This is a genomic window from Paracoccus sp. UBA889 (assembly GCA_002294185.1).
Classification (GTDB): domain Bacteria; phylum Pseudomonadota; class Alphaproteobacteria; order Rhodobacterales; family Rhodobacteraceae; genus Paracoccus.
The window spans coordinates 11,361-29,283 of the sequence record DBFD01000076.1 but is presented as its reverse complement, the minus strand read 5'-3'; the positions used below and the strand labels follow the sequence as shown (position 1 = coordinate 29,283).

General features: G+C 66.4%; 20 protein-coding genes. 6 read left to right on the top strand and 14 right to left on the bottom strand.

Annotated elements, in window-relative coordinates:
• Positions 1-31: 31 nt before the first annotated feature.
• The 3 genes from B4L36_RS15485 to gltX form a co-directional block, all read right to left on the bottom strand.
• Entirely contained in the window at positions 32-484 is a 453-nt protein-coding gene (locus B4L36_RS15485) for a DUF1284 domain-containing protein (RefSeq protein ID WP_292959008.1), read from the bottom strand.
• Positions 471-1,763: a citrate synthase gene (gltA, locus tag B4L36_RS15480; protein WP_292959006.1), complete on the bottom strand. Its 1,293-nt coding sequence runs from the start codon at positions 1,761-1,763 to the stop codon at positions 471-473. Before gltA ends, B4L36_RS15485 begins: the two co-directional genes overlap by 14 nt.
• Positions 1,764-1,840: 77 nt before the next feature.
• The gene (gene gltX, locus B4L36_RS15475; protein WP_292959004.1) at positions 1,841-3,238 is read right to left on the bottom strand and encodes a glutamate--tRNA ligase; all 1,398 of its coding nucleotides are present in this window, start codon (positions 3,236-3,238) and stop codon (positions 1,841-1,843) included.
• A 117-nt stretch (positions 3,239-3,355) separates the two neighbouring features.
• On the opposite strand from gltX, the gene B4L36_RS15470 reads away from it, so the two are divergent.
• Both B4L36_RS15470 and B4L36_RS15465 read left to right on the top strand, forming a co-directional pair.
• Positions 3,356-5,563, top strand: coding sequence for a ComEC/Rec2 family competence protein (locus tag B4L36_RS15470; RefSeq protein WP_292959002.1), 2,208 nt, complete (start codon positions 3,356-3,358; stop codon positions 5,561-5,563).
• A gap of 73 nt (positions 5,564-5,636) precedes the next feature.
• Positions 5,637-6,092 carry a DUF2380 domain-containing protein gene (locus B4L36_RS15465; protein WP_292959000.1) on the top strand — a complete coding sequence of 152 codons (456 nt, stop codon included), beginning with the start codon at positions 5,637-5,639 and terminating at the stop codon, positions 6,090-6,092.
• Here B4L36_RS15465 and B4L36_RS15460 read toward each other — a convergent pair.
• From B4L36_RS15460 to B4L36_RS15445, 4 genes are all read right to left on the bottom strand, one after another.
• Positions 6,089-6,559 (bottom strand): VOC family protein, encoded by a 471-nt coding sequence (locus B4L36_RS15460; RefSeq protein ID WP_292958998.1) that lies wholly within the window; start codon positions 6,557-6,559, stop codon positions 6,089-6,091. The genes B4L36_RS15465 and B4L36_RS15460 overlap by 4 nt on opposite strands.
• A gap of 74 nt (positions 6,560-6,633) precedes the next feature.
• A complete protein-coding gene (locus tag B4L36_RS15455) occupies positions 6,634-7,098 on the bottom strand; it encodes an SRPBCC family protein (RefSeq protein WP_292958996.1) in 465 nt (154 codons plus the stop codon).
• Positions 7,095-7,730, bottom strand: coding sequence for a TetR/AcrR family transcriptional regulator (locus B4L36_RS15450; protein ID WP_292958994.1), 636 nt, complete (start codon positions 7,728-7,730; stop codon positions 7,095-7,097). The genes B4L36_RS15455 and B4L36_RS15450 overlap by 4 nt, the downstream gene beginning before the upstream one ends.
• Positions 7,731-7,796: 66 nt before the next feature.
• Positions 7,797-8,123 carry a TfoX/Sxy family protein gene (locus tag B4L36_RS15445; RefSeq protein ID WP_292958993.1) on the bottom strand — a complete coding sequence of 109 codons (327 nt, stop codon included), beginning with the start codon at positions 8,121-8,123 and terminating at the stop codon, positions 7,797-7,799.
• 62 nt (positions 8,124-8,185) lie between these two features.
• Here B4L36_RS15445 and miaB point away from each other — a divergent pair, with 62 nt between their 5' ends.
• Entirely contained in the window at positions 8,186-9,520 is a 1,335-nt protein-coding gene (miaB, locus tag B4L36_RS15440) for a tRNA (N6-isopentenyl adenosine(37)-C2)-methylthiotransferase MiaB (protein WP_292958992.1), read from the top strand.
• Positions 9,521-9,623: 103 nt separating this feature from the next.
• A complete protein-coding gene (locus tag B4L36_RS15435; protein ID WP_292958990.1) occupies positions 9,624-10,463 on the top strand; it encodes a universal stress protein in 840 nt (279 codons plus the stop codon).
• A 145-nt stretch (positions 10,464-10,608) separates the two neighbouring features.
• On the opposite strand, the gene B4L36_RS15430 is transcribed toward B4L36_RS15435, so the two are convergent.
• The 3 genes from B4L36_RS15430 to B4L36_RS15420 form a co-directional block, all read right to left on the bottom strand.
• On the bottom strand, positions 10,609-10,815 hold the full coding sequence (locus B4L36_RS15430; RefSeq protein ID WP_292959097.1) for a cold-shock protein: 207 nt from the start codon (positions 10,813-10,815) through the stop codon (positions 10,609-10,611).
• A gap of 278 nt (positions 10,816-11,093) precedes the next feature.
• On the bottom strand, positions 11,094-13,898 hold the full coding sequence (gene polA / locus B4L36_RS15425) for a DNA polymerase I (RefSeq protein WP_292958988.1): 2,805 nt from the start codon (positions 13,896-13,898) through the stop codon (positions 11,094-11,096).
• A gap of 69 nt (positions 13,899-13,967) precedes the next feature.
• Positions 13,968-14,483, bottom strand: coding sequence for a GNAT family N-acetyltransferase (locus B4L36_RS15420; protein WP_292958986.1), 516 nt, complete (start codon positions 14,481-14,483; stop codon positions 13,968-13,970).
• Between the two features lie 160 nt (positions 14,484-14,643).
• Here B4L36_RS15420 and B4L36_RS15415 point away from each other — a divergent pair, with 160 nt between their 5' ends.
• Both B4L36_RS15415 and B4L36_RS15410 read left to right on the top strand, forming a co-directional pair.
• On the top strand, positions 14,644-15,324 hold the full coding sequence (locus B4L36_RS15415; RefSeq protein ID WP_292958984.1) for an AzlC family ABC transporter permease: 681 nt from the start codon (positions 14,644-14,646) through the stop codon (positions 15,322-15,324).
• Positions 15,321-15,656 carry an AzlD domain-containing protein gene (locus tag B4L36_RS15410; RefSeq protein ID WP_292958982.1) on the top strand — a complete coding sequence of 112 codons (336 nt, stop codon included), beginning with the start codon at positions 15,321-15,323 and terminating at the stop codon, positions 15,654-15,656. The genes B4L36_RS15415 and B4L36_RS15410 overlap by 4 nt, the downstream gene beginning before the upstream one ends.
• On the opposite strand, the gene B4L36_RS15405 is transcribed toward B4L36_RS15410, so the two are convergent.
• The 4 genes from B4L36_RS15405 to B4L36_RS15390 all read right to left on the bottom strand — a co-directional run.
• Positions 15,641-16,267 (bottom strand): hypothetical protein, encoded by a 627-nt coding sequence (locus B4L36_RS15405; RefSeq protein WP_292958980.1) that lies wholly within the window; start codon positions 16,265-16,267, stop codon positions 15,641-15,643. The two genes, B4L36_RS15410 and B4L36_RS15405, sit on opposite strands and share 16 nt — an antisense overlap.
• Before the next feature lie 20 nt (positions 16,268-16,287).
• A complete protein-coding gene (locus tag B4L36_RS15400) occupies positions 16,288-16,440 on the bottom strand; it encodes an aa3-type cytochrome c oxidase subunit IV (RefSeq protein ID WP_292958978.1) in 153 nt (50 codons plus the stop codon).
• Between the two features lie 62 nt (positions 16,441-16,502).
• Positions 16,503-17,486: an MBL fold metallo-hydrolase gene (locus B4L36_RS15395; protein ID WP_292959096.1), complete on the bottom strand. Its 984-nt coding sequence runs from the start codon at positions 17,484-17,486 to the stop codon at positions 16,503-16,505.
• 35 nt (positions 17,487-17,521) lie between these two features.
• Positions 17,522-17,923, bottom strand: a 402-nt coding sequence (locus tag B4L36_RS15390) for an acyl-CoA dehydrogenase C-terminal domain-containing protein (protein WP_292958976.1), incomplete at its 5' end; no start/stop codon positions are given.

The following is a 17,923-nucleotide window of genomic DNA, read 5'->3' as shown; positions in this document are numbered from 1 at the left end:
CCACGTCGCGGCCGCGCGGCGGCTTTGGCTGTCATCCGCGCCGCAAGGCCGCCAGCGCCGCCTTGCACAGGCCAAGGTCCAGCCAGCGGCAACCGGCGCAGATCCGGTCCAGATCAGCGGGCAGCAGTTCCGATGCGCGGCGCTGCGCCTCGGACCAGGGCATACGCTGACCCGGCGCGATGCCCAGGGCTTCTGCGTGGCGCCGGTCCAGCCCGTCGATCCTGGTCTGCATCCGGCAACCGGTCCCGCGGCGCGAGGGACAGGGTCCGCAGATCGCATCCGCGCCCTGGGTGAAGACGACCTCGGTCGCGGGATCGGCACGAAGTCGCTGCACCACGATGCGGTCCATGTTCCGCGTGAAATCCGGCGAATAGCCCTTGCCCTGCCAGCCGATCGCGCACAGCACATGATGCGGGCGCAGCGAAACGGCCCCGGATCCGCTCCGGGGCCGTTCGTTGTCCTGGCAGGGCTCAGCGGTCGTCAAGACCGACGTAGTCCCGCCGGTCCGCACCGACATAAAGCTGGCGCGGCCGACCGATCTTGTTCTGCGGATCGCTGATCATCTCTTTCCATTGGGCGATCCAGCCGACGGTCCGCGACAGCGCGAAGATCGGCGTGAACATCGAGGTGGGAAAGCCCATCGCGGACAGGATGATGCCCGAATAGAAATCGACGTTCGGATACAGCTTCTTCGAGACGAAGTATTCGTCCTCCAGCGCGATCTTCTCCAGTTCCTTGGCGACCTGAAGGGTCGGATTGTTCTGGATGCCCAGAAGGTCCAGAACCTCGTCCGCCGATTCCTTCATCACCGTCGCGCGGGGGTCGAAGTTCTTGTAGACCCGATGGCCAAAGCCCATCAGGCGGAACGGATCGTCCTTGTCCTTGGCGCGGGCAATGTATTCGGGGATCTTGTCCACGGTGCCGATCTGTTTCAGCATTTCCAGGCAGGCCTGGTTCGCGCCGCCATGGGCGGGCCCCCACAGGCAGGCAATGCCGGCCGCGATGCAGGCAAAGGGATTGGCGCCCGAGGATCCCGCCAACCGCACGGTCGAGGTCGAGGCGTTCTGTTCGTGATCGGCATGCAGCGTGAAAATCCGGTCCATCGCCTTGGCCAGCGCCGGATCGACATCGTATTTCCCGGCCGGGACCGAAAAGCACATGTTCAGGAAATTGCTGGCGTAATCCAGATCATTCTGCGGATAGACGAAGGGCTGGCCGATGGAATACTTATAGGCCATGGCCGCGATCGTCGGCAGCTTGGCGATCAGGCGGATCGCCGCGACCTCGCGCTGCCAGGGATCAGAGATGTCGGTCGAATCGTGGTAGAAGGCCGACATTGCGCCGACCACGCCGACCATCGTCGCCATGGGATGGCTGTCGCGGCGGAAGCCGCGGAAGAAATTGTGCATCTGTTCATGCACCATCGTATGATGCGTGACACGATGTTCGAAATCGCTGAGCTGTTCGACGGTCGGCAATTCGCCATAGAGAAGCAGGTAGCAGACTTCCAGATAATGCGATTTCTCGGCCAGTTGCTCGATCGGGTAGCCCCGATACCACAATTCGCCCTTGTCGCCGTCGATGAAGGTGATCGTGGAATCGCAGCTTGCGGTCGAGGTGAAGCCCGGATCATAGGTGAAAACGCCCGCCTCGCCATACAGCTTGCGGATGTCCAGAACGTCCGGCCCCTCGGTCGGGGACAGGATGGGCAGCTCGTAATCGGAATTGTCGATCAGCAATTTGGCGGTCTTTGTCTCGGCCATCCAAAAGTCCTTTCCGGCTTGGCCGGGTCGTCCGCGCGCGAATATTCGGAAGACAACCCGGAATGTGAAAGCAGGGATCAGCCTGCCAATTCGGTCTGGTCCTGAAGCCGGGCCAGCGTTTCGTCGCGGCCTAGCGCCATCATCATGTCGAACACGCTGGGGGTCGCAGTCCGGCCGGCCAGAGAAGCGCGCAGGGGCGCCGCCAGCTTGCCCAACCCGACGCCGTTTTCCTCGGCGACAGCCTTGGCCGCCTTCTCCAGCTCGTCTCGCTGCCAGCTAGCATGCTGCAGCGCGGCAGTCAATGATTTCAGCATACCACGGGATACCGGGTCCAGCATCCCGGTCGCCTTGTCATCCATCCGGACCGGGCGGTCGATCAGCGCAAAGTGCCCCTGTTCCAGCAATTGCGGCAGGGTCCGGGCCTTTTGCTTCAGAGCCGGCAGGACCGGTCGCAGCCGCTCCTGGTGGCGCGCGCTCAGCGGGGCGGCGCCGGTATCGGCCAGATAATCCCCAAGCGCCTGCATCAGGACGTCATCCTCCATCGCGCCGATATGATGGCCGCTGACATGTTCCAGCTTTCTGAAATCCAGCCGGGCGGGCGCGCGCCCGATCCCGGACAGATCGAACCAGTGCCGTGCCTGCGCGTCATCGAACAACTCGTCATCGCCATGGCTCCAGCCCAGACGCGCCAGGTAATTGCGCATCGCCCCGGCCGGATAGCCGAGCGTCGCGAATTCGTGCAGGCCAACCGCGCCGTGGCGTTTCGACAGTTTCTTGCCATCCTCGCCATGGATCAGCGGGATGTGGGCGAAAACCGGCCGCTTCCAGCCCATCGCGTCGAAGATCTGGATCTGGCGGGCGGCGTTGGTCAGGTGATCGTCGCCCCGGATCACATGGGTCACGCCCATGTCGTGATCATCCACCACGACCGCCAGCATGTAGGTCGGGGTTCCGTCGCTGCGCAACAGCACCATGTCGTCCAGCTGATCATTGGCCACGCGGACCGGGCCCTGCACGGCGTCCTCGATCACCGTCTCGCCGGTCTGCGGAGCCTTGAGGCGGATCGCATAGGCAGCATCCGGCAGGTCGGTCGCGTCGCGCCACGGGCTCTTGAAAGGCTCGCGCGGATGCGCCTCGCGCCAGGCGGCGATCTCGTCGGGGGTGGAATAGCACCTGTAGGCCGCGCCACGCGCCAGCATGTCACGCGCAACCTCGGCATGGCGGTCCTTGCGGGCAAACTGGCTGAGCGGTTCGCCATCCCAGTCCAGGCCCAGCCATTCCAGCCCCTTCAGAATCGCGTCCGTCGCCTCGGGGGTGGATCGCGCGCGGTCGGTATCCTCGATCCGCAACAGGAACCTGCCACCCCTGCCGCGCGCGAAAAGCCAGTTGAACAGCGCCGTCCGCGCGCCTCCGATATGCAGATAGCCGGTCGGTGACGGGGCAAATCGGGTGACGATCGGGGCTTGTTCGGACATGGGAAAACTTTTCGCTGGTCAATCTCGGGGCGGACAGGGCTGCGTTAACACTTTGGTAAGTGCCGCCGTGCCAGGGTCGTGAGGCAGAGATAGAGAAGCCATCGCGAAAGGACAAGAATGCGCGCCGCAGCGGGGCCCGGCCCTGTTCCGATCCTCTCCGCGCCCGCGGCCGCGCTGCCGGGACTGACCCGGGCCCGCTCCAACGCCGCCGCGCCTGCCGACATCCGCCGCCCCCGTCCGGCGGCGGCCAGTCGCGCGGGATTGTTTCCCTGGGTGCCGGTCTGCCTGTCGCTGGGGATCGCGCTGTGGTTCGCCTGGCCCGCCTTGCCCGGAACCGGGTTCTGGATCATCGCCGGAGGTCTGGGGCTTGCCGGATTCGTCGCGGCCCGGCTGTCTCAGCCGCTGGCCGAACGCGGACGAATCGGCTGGGCGTTCAGCGACGGTTTGCGGATCGGCGGCATGGCGATCGTGCTGGTCGTGGCGGGGGCCGGACTTGCCGGAATTCGCTCGGCCCATGTCGCGGCGCCGGTTCTGGAATGGCGCTATTACGGACCGGTCGAGGGACGGCTGGTCGAGATCGACCGATCCGCCCGCGACCGTATCAGGCTGACGCTGGATCGCGTCGTGCTGCGCGACGTGTCGCCCGCGCGGACACCCGGCAAGGTGCGGCTGTCGCTGATGGACATGGCGGCCGGGGATCTGCCGCCGCTGGGTCAGCGCGTCATGCTGACCGGAAATCTGGGCCCGCCCTCTGGCCCGGCCGCGCCCGGCAGTTTCGATTTCCGCCAATATGCGTGGTTCGAGGGGTTGGGCGCCGTCGGCTACAGCCGCACGCCGGTCATGGCCGTGGCCGCCCCCGAAGGCGGCCTGTGGTGGATGCACCGCGCCCGGATCGCGATAAGCCGGGCGATGCAGGACCGGATCGGCGGACAGAAGGGAGCGGTGGCCGCCGCCCTGATGACCGGCGACCGCTCGGGCATCGAAGAGGCCACGAATGCGGTGATGCGCGCCTCGAATCTCTACCACATCATCTCGATCTCGGGTTTGCATATGGGAATGCTGGCGGGTTTCGTCTATGGCGCGCTGCGGATGGCGCTGGTGGCGGCACAGGGCATCGGGATGATCTGTGGCTGGCCCGTGCACAAGATCGCGGCCGGTGCGGCGATCGCGGCGGCCTCGGCCTATCTGTGGCTTTCGGGCGGCGGCGTCGCCACCGAACGCGCCTTCGTGATGGTTGCCGTCATGCTGGGCGCGATTCTGGCAGACCGGCGCGCGATCTCGTTGCGGACGGTGGCGCTGGCGGCGACGATCATCCTGATCCTCAGCCCCGAATCATTGATTTCGCCGGGCTTCCAGATGAGTTTCGCGGCCACCATCGCACTGATCCTGACCTATGGCCCGTGGTCACGTCTGGCACCGCGCCTGCCCTTCTGGCTGCGGCCCTTGTTGATGTTGCTGGTCTCGTCCTTCGTCGCGGCCATGGCGACCTCGCCCCTTGCGGCGGCCCATTTCAACCGCATGGCGCAATACGGCCTGCTGGCGAATCTGCTGGCGGTGCCGGTCATGGGCACCCTGGTCATGCCGGCCGGGGTCATCGCGGCGTTGCTGGCCCCGATCGGGTTGGCGGGACCGGCCCTGTGGATCATGGGCCTGGGCACCGACTGGATGCTTCGCGTGGCCGAATTCGTCGCCGGACTGGACGGGGCCGTCACCGCTGTCGCGGCACCGCCCGCCCCGGTGCTGCCGCTGATGGGGTTCGGCGCGGTCGCGGCGGTCCTGTGCTGGCGGCGGGATCTGGCCGCGTCCCGGCCCGGCCCGTTGGCCGCGGGTCTGGTCGCGGGTCTGCTGATGCTGGCGGGATCGGCCGCGTTGTGGCTGACAGCCGCGCGCCCGCAGATCCTGATCGCAGCCGAGGGCGAGGCTGTCGGGCTGATGACGCCATCGGGCCGGGCGGTGTCGAAACCCTCGGGCGGATCCTTCATTGTCAGAACCTGGCTGCTGGAGGATGGCGACACCGCCACACAAGAGGAATCGGCCGCGCGTCCGGCTTGGCAGGGCGACAGACGCGACCGCCAGGCGGTTGTGACGGCAGATTGGCAGGTTCTGCATTTCACCGGCAAGGGATCGGGCCGGCGCGCGCTTGCGGCCTGCCGCCCGAACCGCATCGTCGTGGCCAGCGAACCGATCGAAGGTCTGCCCGAGGTGCCGCCCTGCCTGGCCTTCGATCCCCGAAGGCTGCGGCAAAGCGGAGCCGTTTCCATCGACATGAAGACCGAGGGGCCAAGGATCACGGCCGCGTCAGGGCGCCGCCCTGCGCCGAACTGAGCCCGGCACAGACCAAGGGATGATTGTCCGATCCGTGGCCGCGCGCTAGCCTGATCTCGGGAAGGAGAAAGCGATGCGCCACCTTGTGCTTGCTGCCCTCTTGACGCTGCATCCGCTATCCATCGCCGCCGAGCCGCTGGCGATTCTGCCGGTCAAGCTGCTGGACACGTCGAGAGAGCCCGGCGATCAGGGCGCGGCGCACGAGGCGCGGCTCTTGTTGCTCGCCGATGTTCTGAAGGCCGAGACGAAGGGAGCGATTCTGCTGGACGCGGCGGCGATAGCCGATTGCCAGCCGCAGACCACCGCCTGCCTGCTGGACAAGGCCCGCGCGACCGGGGCCGACCGGGCGCTGTTCGTGGTGGTGCAGAAGACCAGCACGCTGATCTTGCAGATTTTCGCCAATCTCGTCGATGTCGGGACGGGCGACCTGATCGTCAGCCGCAACCTGAATTTCAGGGGCGACAATGATGAAAGCTGGCGCCGCGCGGCCCGCTTTCTGGCGCGGCAGTTGCGCGATGCCTCGAACTAGCCGCGGGCGGCGGATTCCAGCGCGGCGATGTCGATCTTGCCCATCGCCATCAGCGCCGGCCAGACCCTGCCTGCCTCCGATCCGGTGATCAGCGCCATCGCCCGGCGCGGGACGATCTGCCAGGACATGCCGAAACGGTCCTTCAGCCAACCGCATCGCGATTCCGCCCCGCCATCCGCGATCAATGCCGCCCAGAGCCGGTCGGTCTCGGCCTGGTCCTCGGTCATCACGCGGATCGAGGCGGCCTCGGACAGGGTGAAATGCGGCCCCCCGTTCAATGCCATGTAGGGCGTGCCGGCCAGCGTGAAATCGACCGCCAGAACGCGTCCCGCCGGCGCCATGTCCTGTTCCTCGATATAATGGCTGACGTCGACGATGCGGCTGTCGGGCAGCAGCGAGACATAGAATTCCGCCGCTTCCATCGCCTGATGATCGAACCAGAAACATGTCGCAACCTTGCGGTTCATCGCTGCTCTCCCGTCGCCAGGTGTCCGCCATCGGTTCCAGGGGATTCCCGATCACCAATGTTTCGCTGCGCGCGTCACAGGGATTTCGCCAGCGCCTCCAACTGGTCGGCGGCTCTGCCCCAGCCTTCGTGAAAGCCCATGGCCTCGTGTTCCTTCAGCGTCTCGGCGTTCCAGTGCATGGCGCGGGCGATATAGCGGGTGCGCCCCTCGCCGGCATCGTCCAGCACAGCCTCGGAGGCCATGAAGGGTTTGCCCGCCGGACGCCAGCCGGGCGTGAAGGCGTCGGTCGAAACCAGCTTGCGCCCCTCGACCACTTCCAGGAACACGCCCATCGTGGGAAACTCCTCCCCGTCAGGACCGTGCATCACGGTCGAGAATTGCCCACCCGGACGCAATTCCAGAACCGCATCGGTGACATGCCACGGCCTGGGGCAGAACCATTGTTCCAGCAGGTGCGGATCGGTCCAGCAGCGCCAGACGGCCTCACGCGGGGCGCCCATCACGCGGTCCAGAACCAGTTCGAATTCGGCGTCCTTCATGTGGTTCTCCCTTCGGGTGGTGTTGAAAACAGCAACCTCAGATAGCGTTGCAGATGATCGACGCTGTCTCTGGCGACCGAGGGATCATCGGCAGCCTTGGCAAGGATGAACGCCCCCTGCAATACCGCCTGCATATGGGCGGCAAGGCTGGCGGGGCTGATACCGGTCAGGCCGCGGGCCGCCATCGCGGCGGCGATGTCCGGCTCCAGCGTGGCGGCGTGGCCGAAGATCGAAGCGGCGCAGGCGTCGCGAATCGCCGGATGCAGGTGAAACGCCTCTTGTGTCATGGTGCCTGCGAGGCAGGTGAAGGCCGCGGGATCGCCGGCGATGATGTCGCGGCGAAAATCGACATAGGCCAGCACCCGGTCCAGCGGGTCGTCATGGTCGTGATAGGGCGCGGCTTCGAACAGCGACCCGGTCATCTCGGTCCAGTATTCCGCCGCCGCCACGCCCAGGGCCTCCTTGCTGGCGAAATGGTGAAAGAACGCCCCCTTCGTCACACCCGCCGCCCTGCACAACTGATCGACACTGGTCGCGGCAAAGCCCTGTGCCCGGACGATGTCGCGCGCCGCCTCCAGCAGCCTTGTCCGCGCATCGCCCCGATCCGGATCATGCCGTGTCTTGCGTCCCATGTCCTGAATATACCAACCGGTTGGTATCTACGACAAGAAAAAATTTCCCTCTGGTTTCAGGGTCAATCAGCCTCGTCGCAGGCCGATCTGGTCCAGGGCAGCGTCGATCTCCGACCGTGAAACGCCTTTCATTTCGGCCACGAGCGAATCGAACCGGCGACGCAGCGCGACCTTTTCCTCGCCCCGGCAATCGTTCCACGGCCGACCCTGCAAGGCCATGTGCAGCACGTAATAGCCGATGAAATGCGGCCGCCCGCCCGCGACCAGCAGCGCGCGATAGGCCTCGTGCGCGCCGATCCGGCGCAGGCTGGCTGCGTCGGCCACCCCTGCGGCGGTCAGCGCCCTCGCGGTCGCGGGGCCGATATTGCCGATAGTGACGAGATCGCTGTCCATGGCCGCCTTTCCAAGACCCGCCCTTTGCTGTATCAGCACCCGGATTCCAAGGACAGCATGACATGAGCGACAAGGCCAGCACCGCGCCGGTGAAAAAACTTTTCATCAAGACCTATGGCTGCCAGATGAACGTCTATGACAGCCAGCGCATGGCCGAGGCGATGGGTGCCGAAGGCTATGTCCTGACCGAAGACCAGGCCGACGCCGACATGGTGCTGCTGAATACCTGCCACATCCGCGAGAAGGCGGCCGAAAAGCTGTATTCCGATCTGGGCCGCCTGAAGCCGTTGAAGGCCGAAAAGCCGGACCTGACGATCGGCGTGGCGGGGTGCGTGGCCCAGGCCGAGGGCGAGGAGATCGTGCGCCGGATGCCGCTGGTCGATCTGGTCGTCGGGCCGCAGACCTATCACCGCCTGCCCGCGATGGTACGGGGCCAGGCGCCGCGAATCCTCACCGACTTTCCTGCCGAGGACAAGTTCGACCACCTGCCCGCCCCCCGCGCCACCCGCCGCGCACCTGCGGCCTTTTTGACCGTGCAGGAAGGCTGCGACAAGTTCTGCGCCTTCTGCGTCGTCCCCTATACCCGCGGCGCCGAAGTCAGCCGCCCCGCCGACCGGATCCTGCGCGAGGCCCGCGACCTGGTCGCGCGCGGCGTCCGCGAGATCACGCTGCTGGGTCAGAACGTCAATGGCTGGCACGGCACAGGCCAGGACGGGCGCGAATGGGGCTTCGGGCGGCTGATCCGGGCTCTGGCCCAGACCGACGGCCTCGACCGCATCCGCTATACGACCAGCCACCCCAACGACATGGCCGACGACCTGATCGCCGCGCATGGCGAGGTGCCGCAACTGATGCCCTATCTGCATCTGCCGGTGCAGTCGGGCAGCGACCGGATCCTGAAGGCGATGAACCGCAGGCATACGGCCGATCATTATCTTCGCCTGATCGACCGCATCCGCGCGGCGCGGCCCGACATCATCCTGACCAGCGATTTCATCGTGGGCTTTCCCGGCGAGACCGAACAAGACCACGCCGACACGCTGCGCCTGATCGAGCAGGTCGGCTTCGGCACCGCTTTCAGCTTCAAATATTCACCGCGTCCCGGCACCCCGGCCTGTGAACGGCCCGAAATCGACGCGGCGGTCGCCGATGCCCGCTTGCAGGAATTGCAGGCACTGCTGGCCCGTCAACAGAAGGTGGCGCAGCAGGCCATGGTCGGTCGCAGGCTTGGCGTCCTGTTCGAAAAACCGGGCCGCCTGCCGGGCCAGATGGTTGGCAAGTCGGATTATCTGCATTCGGTTTTCGTGGACGCGCCCAATGCCGCCATCGGTGATCTGGTTCAGGTCGATATCGTCGAATCCGCACCGAATTCCCTGCGCGGCGTTCTGGCCGCATAGCTCGCCAGCATTGCCCGTCTTTCCACGGCGGGATTTGACGCCGATCAAGGCAAGGCGCAGGCTGTCCTGATACCATCCGAATCCAACCCGGAAGGAGATGATGATGGGCTACAAGACGATCCTCACCGTGCTGTCCAGACCGACGCAGATCAGCCTGCTGGACGATGCCGAAACACTCGCCACGCGCGAGGACGCGCATCTCGACATCCTTTGCCTCGGCGTCGATCTCAGCCAGGCGGGATATTACTTTCCCGGCGGCACGCCCTATGCTTTTCAGGAAGCGCTTGACGCCGCGATGGAAGATGCCGAGGCACTGGAACAAAAGGTCCGCGACCATCTTGCATCGGCCAGCGATCTGCGCTGGTCGGTCGATACGGCGGTGGTGCAGATGGGGGGCGTCACCAGCCTGGTCGGCGTGAAGGCGCGGTTTTCGGACCTGACGGTTCTGTCGCGCCCCTATGCCGAAGACGCGCCCGGAGAGGCCGAGACCGTGATCGAGGCCGCGCTTTTCGAGGGCGGCTGCCCGGTTCTTGTCCTGCCCAAGCCCGGCGTTCCGGCCCAGCCTCCGCGCCGCATCCTGGTCGCCTGGAACCAGTCGACCGAGGCGCTTGCGGCCGTGCGGCGCGCCCTGCCGATGCTGCAGGCGGCCGACAACGTCGAGATCACCATCGTCAATCCGCGCGGCGGCGGCCCCGAAGGCACCGATCCCGGCAGCGCGCTGACGCGGATGCTGACGCGGCATGGTGTCCACGCCGAAATCGCCGTCCTCGCCCGGACCGGCTCGGCGATCAGCGAGGAACTGGATCGCCGCGCGGCCGAAATCGGCGCCGAAATGATCGTGATGGGGGCCTATGGCCATTCCCGCTTTCGCGAGGCGATCCTGGGTGGCGCCACGCGCAACATGCTGGAAAAGGCGACAATCCCGGTTTTCATGGCCCGATAGGGCCGATGCAGCCGGCGGGCGATGTCGCGCACCATCGCCCCGAGCCATAACAAGAAAGGCGGCCTCTCGACCGCCTTCTTCGGTGTTCAAATACCCCGGGGGTCCGGGGGCTGGCCCCCGGTCATCGCGGGACGAGAAAAACGCCTCAGGCGAATTTCAGGTTCGTCGCCGATTCGCGGCCGTCACGGCCGGCTTCGATGTCGAAGGTCACGGCCTGGCCGTCCTGCGGATGGGGCAGACCGGCGCGTTCGACCGCCGAGATGTGCAGGAACACGTCCCGCTTGCCGCTTTCCGGCTGGATAAAGCCGAAGCCTTTGGTGGAATTGAACCATTTCACGGTGCCATTGGCCATCGTGATGTCTCCTGTCATTTGCCGCCCGCGAGATTGCGACGGCCCGGCCGGTCAGATCAACTCGAAGACTGAAGCCGCAAGACGGGAGACAGATCGAAGCAGAGATAACATAGCGGATTTCATATAGTGGATCGCGAAGCATCGCGCAAGCACCCTCGATTCCAGACCGATCGGGGATGGTCACTGAAACGGGCCTCGGGCTGGGATGGTCAGCGACCGCGCGATCTGCGGCCGCCGGATCATCCGCCTGTCCTGACATGGGCAACCGCAGGTCCGGATCAATGCGCCTCGGCCCAGGTCGCGCCGTGCCCGGCATCGACGACCAGCGGCACCGACAGCCTGATCACGGGCTCGGCCGCGCCCTCCATGACGGTGCGGGCGGCGGCGATCAGGTCGTCGATCGCGCCCTCCTCGACCTCGAAGACCAGTTCGTCATGGACCTGCAACAGCATCCGCGCCGGCAGATGGCCGATGCCATCCGGCATCCGGATCATGGCACGGCGGATGATGTCGGCGGCAGCCCCCTGAATGGGCGCGTTGATCGCCGCGCGCCGCGCGCCGCCCGCGGCCGGCCCGGTCTGGTTGATTCCGGGCGTGTTGATGCGCCGCCCGAACAGCGTCCGCACGCTGCCATCTGATTTCGCGTCGGTCACGGTGCGATCCATATAGGCGCGGATTTCCGGGAATCGCTCGAAATAGGTGTCGATGAAGCTTTGCGCATCCGCCCGCGGAATGCGCAGGTTGCGCGACAGGCCGAAGCCCGAAATGCCGTAGATCACGCCGAAATTGATCGCTTTTGCCTGCCGGCGGATCATCGGGTCCATGCCTTCGACGGGCACGCCGAACATCTGGCTGGCGGTCATGGCGTGAATGTCGATGCCGTCCCGGAAAGCCTGTTTCAGCGCCGGGATGTCGGCGACATGGGCCAGGATTCGCAACTCGATCTGGCTGTAGTCCAGGCTGACCAGCCGATGCCCCGGCGCGGCGATGAAGGCCTCGCGGATGCGGCGGCCCTCCTCGGTGCGCACGGGAATGTTCTGCAGATTGGGGTCGGTCGAGGCCAGCCGCCCGGTCTGCGCCCCGGCGATGGAATAGCTGGTATGGACCCGCCCGGTTTCCGGGTTCACATGGCCCTGCAGCGCGTCGGTATAGGTCGATTTCAGCTTGGCTATCTGGCGCCAGTCCAGGATCCGGGCGGGCAGGTCATGCTCAACCGCAAGATCCTCCAGCACGTCGGCGCTGGTGGAATAGGCCCCGGTCTTGCCCTGCTTGCCGCCAGCCAGGCCCATCTTGTCGAACAGGATCTCGCCCAATTGCTTGGGACTGCCGACATTGAAGCTCTGGCCCGCGAGATCGTGGATCTCTTCCTCAAGCTGCGCCATCTTCTGAGCAAAGGCATTCGACATCCGCTTCAGATGGTCTCCATCGACGCGGATGCCGGCCATCTCCATTTCGCCCAGAACGGCGACCATGGGGCGCTCCAGCCTTTCGTAGACGGTCGTGACCCGCTGGGCCGGCAGCATCGGCGCGAAATGCCGGAACAGACGCAGGGTCACATCGGCATCCTCGGCCGCATAGGGCGCGGCCTTGTCGATCGGAACCTGCGAGAAATTGATCTGCGCCTTGCCAGAACCGATCAAGCCCTTGATCGGGATGCATTTATGGCCAAGATAGCGCTCGGCCAGCTCGTCCATGCCATGATTGTGGGTGCCCGCGTTCAGCGCATAGGACATCAGCATCGTGTCGGCGATGGGGTCCATGCGGATGCCGTGGCGGGCCAGAATCTTCCAGTCGTATTTCAGGTTCTGCCCGATCTTCAGGATCGCAGCATCCTCCAGCACCGGTTTCAGCACCGCCAGCACCTGATCCAGGGCCAATTGTCCATCGACCAGCGCCGATTGCCCGAACAGATCGTCGCCCCCCGCGACATGGCCCACCGGGATATAGCAGGCCTGTCCGGGCGCGACGGCCAGACAGATCCCGGCCAGATCGGCGCGCATCTCGTCAAGGCCGGTGGTTTCGGTGTCGATGGCGACCTGCCCGACTTCGCGGATCGCCACGATCCAGCGGTCCAGCGCCGCCATGTCGGTCACCGTCTCGTAGCTGGCGGGATCGATCGCCGGCATCTCGGGCGCGGCGGCCACGTCCGAAGGCGGCGCGGACACGACCGGCGGCGCCTCGGCCCCCAACCGTTCGGCGACGCGCGCGGTCAGGGTGCGGAACTCCATCTCGGACAGGAATCCCAGCAGCGTCTCGGCATGAGGATCCCGCACCTCCAGGCTTTCCAGCGTGAAATCCAACGGCGTATCGCAATCCAGCGTCACCAGCCGTTTCGAGATGCGGATCTGTTCGGCATTCTCGATCAGCGTCTGGCGGCGCTTGGGCTGCTTGATCTCGTCGGCGCGGTCCAGCAGGGTTTCCAGATCGCCATATTCCTGGATCAGCAGCGCGGCGGTCTTGATGCCGATGCCCGGCGCGCCGGGCACGTTGTCCACCGCGTCGCCCGCCAGCGCCTGCACATCGACGACCCGGTCGGGGCCGACGCCGAACTTTTCCCTCACCTCGTCCGGGCCGATCGGCTTGCCCTTGATCGGGTCCAGCATCTGCACGCCATCGCCCACCAGTTGCATCAGATCCTTGTCGCTGCTGATGATGGTGACCGAACCGCCGGCATCCCGCGCCTTGCAGGCCAGCGCGGCGATGATGTCGTCGGCCTCGTAGCCTTCGGTCTCGATGCAGGCGATGTTGAAGGCGCGGGTGGCGTCACGGGTCAGCGGGAATTGCGGGCGCAGATCCTCGGGCGGATCGGGGCGGTTGGCCTTGTAGGCGTTGTAAATCTCGTTGCGGAAGGTCTTGGCGGAATGGTCGAAGATCACCGCCGCATGGGTTGGCGCATCGCTGCCATGTTCGTCGGTGACGTATTTCCACAGCATGTTGCAGAACCCCGCGACCGCGCCCACCGGCAGCCCGTCCGACTTGCGCGTCAGCGGCGGCAGCGCGTGATAGGCGCGGAAGATGAAGGCCGATCCGTCGATCAGATGAAGATTGCAGCCCTTGCCGAAAGCGGGCGCGTCCGAGGTCATGGCGGCATTCCTTTCGCGACAGTCGCGGCACCGTTCTGGCAGAAAGCCGGGCCGGGCGCAAAGGGGCGATCAGGCCGGCAGCCGCATCAGCAGGGCCTGCCCCGACCAGGCCCAGCCATAGCGCCCGCGCCCCTCCTCGACAAAGCCCAGACGGCGATAGAACCGCAATGCATCCGCGTTCCGGCCGCGCACCTCGGCCCGCAGGCCGGGGCGGGCCTGCCTGCCCGCCTCGGCCAGAGCGGCGCGGATCAGCGCGCGGCCCACCCCCTCGCCACGCGGCAGCGCCACGATACCGTCGATCACCAGCGCGGCGGTGGCGGGCGCGTCACGGTAGAACAGGCCGCCCCACCACGGCGCCCGGCGCAGGAAACCGCCCCCCGCATCGCGAAAGCCGGCCACGCCGACGACACGGCCGGTGGCGTTCAACGCAACGATTCCATGTCTCGCACAGACGCTGCGCGCCGTCAGCGCCGCGCGCGGACATGCGAAGTGGCGCCCCCACAGGGCGGCTGCCGCCGGCAGATGCGCCGCGGAAATCGGGCTTTCGAGGGTCACGGGTCGGTCTTGCGTCCGGTTGCGCGTCATGCAAGCAAGGTGGCGCGAACCGTCCGTGAATGAAAGTGCCATGGCACCTTTTCCCGCCCCAGGGCCGGCCCGCGGTGGCGGGGCCGGCAAAGCGCCGCCCCGGGCGCCGGCCGAGATTCGCGCGCTGGCCCGCAGCCCGCGCGCATCCTTCTTGCATGGCATGATCGCCACGACGCCGTTTCTCATCGTGGTCGTGCCCTTCGCGCTGCTTTTCGGGGTCATGTCGCAAGAGGCGGGGATGGATCTGGCGCAGACCATGGGCTTTTCGATCCTGGTCTTCGCGGGCGCCTCGCAATTCACCGCGGTCCAGTTGATCAGCGACCAGGCGCCCGCGCTGCTGGTGATCCTGTCGGGACTGGCGGTCAATCTGCGCATGGCGATGTATTCGGCCTCGCTGGTGCCATGGCTGCGCGGGGCTTCGGCCGGCAAGAAGGTGCTGATCGCCTATCTGCTGATCGATCAAAGCTTTGCCCTGTCCTTGCAGCACTACGAACGCCATCCCCGGCTGACGCTGCCGCAGCGTCTGGCCTATTTCTTCGGCAGCGCGACCCTGCTGTGCCTGCCCTGGAGCCTTGCGACATGGGCCGGCGCCACGCTGGGCCGCGCCATCCCGGATGACATCGCGCTGGATTTTGCCATGCCGATCACCTTTCTGGCCATGATCGCGCCGATGCTGCGCACGCCCGCGCATCTGGCGGCCTGCGGGGTGGCGATCGTGCTGGCGCTGGTCTTCGCGGGCCTGCCCTCGGGGCTGGGGCTGATGATCGCGGCCCTCGCAGGCATGGCGACCGGCGCGCTGGTCGAGACGGTCATGGAACGCGGAAAGGCGACCCAGGGATGAGCCCGGTCACCTCGGACCTGTCCATCTGGATCGTGATCCTGGCGCTCGGGATCGGGACATTCCTGATCCGCTGGTCCTTTCTCGCGACGCTGGGCGACCGCGATCTGCCGCCCATCGTCATCCGGATGCTGCGCTATACCGCCGTCGCGGTTCTGCCCGCGCTGGTCGCGCCGCTGGTGATGTGGCCCGCCGCGACCGGGGGCCAGCCCGAACCCGCCCGCCTGTCCGCCGCCGCGGTCACGATCGCCGTCGGCGTGCTGACGAAGAACGTGATCCTTTCGATCGTGGCAGGCGCGACGGTGCTGTTCGCGATGCTTTACGTTCTGGGATAGCCGGTAAGCACGCCGTTCTTCTGGCGGATCAGGACGTCATGGTTGTTGGCCGGGTCGCCGTCCTGGAATTTCTGCGACTGCACGCCCGGCAGGGTCAGGAACCAGTTGCGCAGCCTGATCGGCGAGAAACCGAAGGGCGCGCCTTCGAATCCCGGGACGCCGCGCAGCACGGCGCTGGTTTCGATCGCGCAGAACGCCTTGTTCGCGGCGCCGTTCTCCTCGGCCCGGCGAATCGCCAGGTCGGCGACCTCGCGGCTGACCGGAACCGTGTCCTGAGCGACCCAGAACGTGCTGCGGGCGTGATAATCGATATAGAACCGCTTGAAATTGTCGGTAATTCCATAAAGCACGTCATACCGTTCGGGGATCTGCGGATGGCTCCAGCTGCCGGCCGGATCATAGATCACCCGCTGGCTGCCATTGATCATCAGTGCCGAATGCCCGCCCTGGCCGCGCGGAATCCCGATCACGGTGAACAGCGCGATCGAAGGCGGCTCGGGCGAGACGTAGCGGGCAGCGCGCACCCGCTCGTCGCTGGCCCAGATGTTGTCGGCGCCGCAGGCTGTCAGAAGGGCCGGCAGCGAGGCCGCCAGGAAGACACGTCTTTTCATGGGGATTGGTTCCGAATGGTTCAGGCGTTGGTCAGCGCCATGAAGATCAGGGCGAGCAGCGACAGGATCACCACCCAGGTCGCGAAACGGATGAACCCGTGGAAGGTCGCCTGCTGCTGGCTGATATCCATCGAGCCGTGCTTGTGATCCTGATTGTCGTGTTCGCTCGCCATGTTCCCTGCTCTCCGCGATCTTTCCTGGTCCTGTCCTGCCATAGCGGATGCCCGCCGTCCTGTCACGCCCCCCAAAGGGTCGCACCCTGCCTTGTGCCGACGGCCCGGATCGCGCCCGATCGCCGCAGATGGTTCACATGCGCCACCGCCTCGACCAGCGCCAGCCCGTATTCCGCCGGACCGATGCGGCGCTTGAACAGGATGTCGAAACACTCGACCGCGCTGCGCGGCCTTTCTGCCAGCGCCTCGCGCATCCGCCGCAACGCGCCGTGATGGTTGTCGATCAATTGCCGCAGCCGGTCGGGCAGCCCGGTGAAGGGCAGCTTGTGGCCGGGCAGGACCAGGTGACCGGGCCGCGCCAGACCGGCCAGCCGGGTGCAGCTTTCCAGCCATTCGCCGACGGGATCGGCCTCGGGCTGGGTCGGATAGACGCCGAGATTGGGCGAGATCGAGGGCAGAAGCTGGTCGCCCCCGATCACCAGATCGTCATCCAGCGACCAGAGGGTCGCATGGCAGGGCGCATGGCCATGGCCCATCGCAACCCGCCAGCGCCGCCCGCCCACCGCGATCTCGTCTCCCTCGGCGATGCGCGTGAACCCGAGGGGCAGCGGATGGACGACATCGGCCGAGTTATAGGGCCGCTGCGCCGCGCGTTCGGCCAGCATCGCGGGCGGCATTCCGGCGCGGCGCCAAAAATCCAGCGCCTGCGGGCTGGGCCGTTCCTGCACGTCCAGTTGCAGCATCCGCGCCATCAGCCAGGCAGTGCGGCTGATGGCCAGTTCGGCGCCGTCGCGATCCATGAACCAGCCTGCCAGCCCGATATGATCCGGATGGTGATGCGTCCCGACCACCCGGTTGATCCGCCGCCCCGCCAGCGGACCAGCCCGCAGCACGTCCCAGATCGCGCGGCCGCGACCGGTGTCGAAGCCGGTATCGACAATCGTCCAGCCATCGCCGTCGTCCAGCGCATAGACATTGACGTGATCCAGCGCCATCGGCAGCGGCAGCCGCATCCACAGGATGCCCGGCGCGACCTCGACCGCCATGCCCTCCGCCGGGGGCTCCTGCCAGGGATAGTGGATCACGCGCCGAAATCGCCGGCAAGCGCCGCATCGCTGATCGCCGAGAGGTCGTCCAGCCCGGCCAGCGCCTCGGCCAGATCGCCCGAGTTGCGCGGCAGCACGCGGGCCATGAAGATCCGCGCCAGTGCCAGATGCGCCCCACCACCCGCCTGCGCCGCCCGCAGGTGATAGCACCCGCCCAGAACCCGCGCGAAGGCCGCCAGATAGGGCACGGCCCCTGCGAACCGGTCCGGCAGATCGCGGTCCAGCAGCGTCTGCGTCGCCTCGCGCAGGGTTTCGGCCGCCTGCCACAGGTCATTGGCCAGTCGCGGATGATCGGCCTGCGCCGATTTGGCGCAATCCAGCACCTCGTCCAGCAGGCGCATCGCCGCCTCGCCCTCGTCCGACAGCTTGCGCCCGAC

Bases quoted from the DNA above. Each gene is read 5' to 3' on its own strand.
- polA (WP_292958988.1), bottom strand. From the start codon at position 13,898: ATGACCTCGGACGCGCCCGCTTTCGGCAAGGGCTGCAATCTTCATCTG.
- B4L36_RS15420 (WP_292958986.1), bottom strand. From the start codon at position 14,483: ATGACGCGCAACCGGACGCAAGACCGACCCGTGACCCTCGAAAGCCCG.
- B4L36_RS15430 (WP_292959097.1), bottom strand. From the start codon at position 10,815: ATGGCCAATGGCACCGTGAAATGGTTCAATTCCACCAAAGGCTTCGGC.
- miaB (WP_292958992.1), top strand. From the start codon at position 8,186: ATGAGCGACAAGGCCAGCACCGCGCCGGTGAAAAAACTTTTCATCAAG.
- B4L36_RS15415 (WP_292958984.1), top strand. From the start codon at position 14,644: ATGATCGCCACGACGCCGTTTCTCATCGTGGTCGTGCCCTTCGCGCTG.
- B4L36_RS15405 (WP_292958980.1), bottom strand. From the start codon at position 16,267: ATGAAAAGACGTGTCTTCCTGGCGGCCTCGCTGCCGGCCCTTCTGACA.
- B4L36_RS15465 (WP_292959000.1), top strand. From the start codon at position 5,637: ATGCGCCACCTTGTGCTTGCTGCCCTCTTGACGCTGCATCCGCTATCC.
- gltX (WP_292959004.1), bottom strand. From the start codon at position 3,238: ATGTCCGAACAAGCCCCGATCGTCACCCGATTTGCCCCGTCACCGACC.
- B4L36_RS15450 (WP_292958994.1), bottom strand. From the start codon at position 7,730: ATGGGACGCAAGACACGGCATGATCCGGATCGGGGCGATGCGCGGACA.
- B4L36_RS15445 (WP_292958993.1), bottom strand. From the start codon at position 8,123: ATGGACAGCGATCTCGTCACTATCGGCAATATCGGCCCCGCGACCGCG.
- B4L36_RS15400 (WP_292958978.1), bottom strand. From the start codon at position 16,440: ATGGCGAGCGAACACGACAATCAGGATCACAAGCACGGCTCGATGGAT.
- B4L36_RS15470 (WP_292959002.1), top strand. From the start codon at position 3,356: ATGCGCGCCGCAGCGGGGCCCGGCCCTGTTCCGATCCTCTCCGCGCCC.
- B4L36_RS15410 (WP_292958982.1), top strand. From the start codon at position 15,321: ATGAGCCCGGTCACCTCGGACCTGTCCATCTGGATCGTGATCCTGGCG.
- gltA (WP_292959006.1), bottom strand. From the start codon at position 1,763: ATGGCCGAGACAAAGACCGCCAAATTGCTGATCGACAATTCCGATTAC.
- B4L36_RS15435 (WP_292958990.1), top strand. From the start codon at position 9,624: ATGGGCTACAAGACGATCCTCACCGTGCTGTCCAGACCGACGCAGATC.
- B4L36_RS15455 (WP_292958996.1), bottom strand. From the start codon at position 7,098: ATGAAGGACGCCGAATTCGAACTGGTTCTGGACCGCGTGATGGGCGCC.
- B4L36_RS15460 (WP_292958998.1), bottom strand. From the start codon at position 6,559: ATGAACCGCAAGGTTGCGACATGTTTCTGGTTCGATCATCAGGCGATG.
- B4L36_RS15395 (WP_292959096.1), bottom strand. From the start codon at position 17,486: ATGGCGGTCGAGGTCGCGCCGGGCATCCTGTGGATGCGGCTGCCGCTG.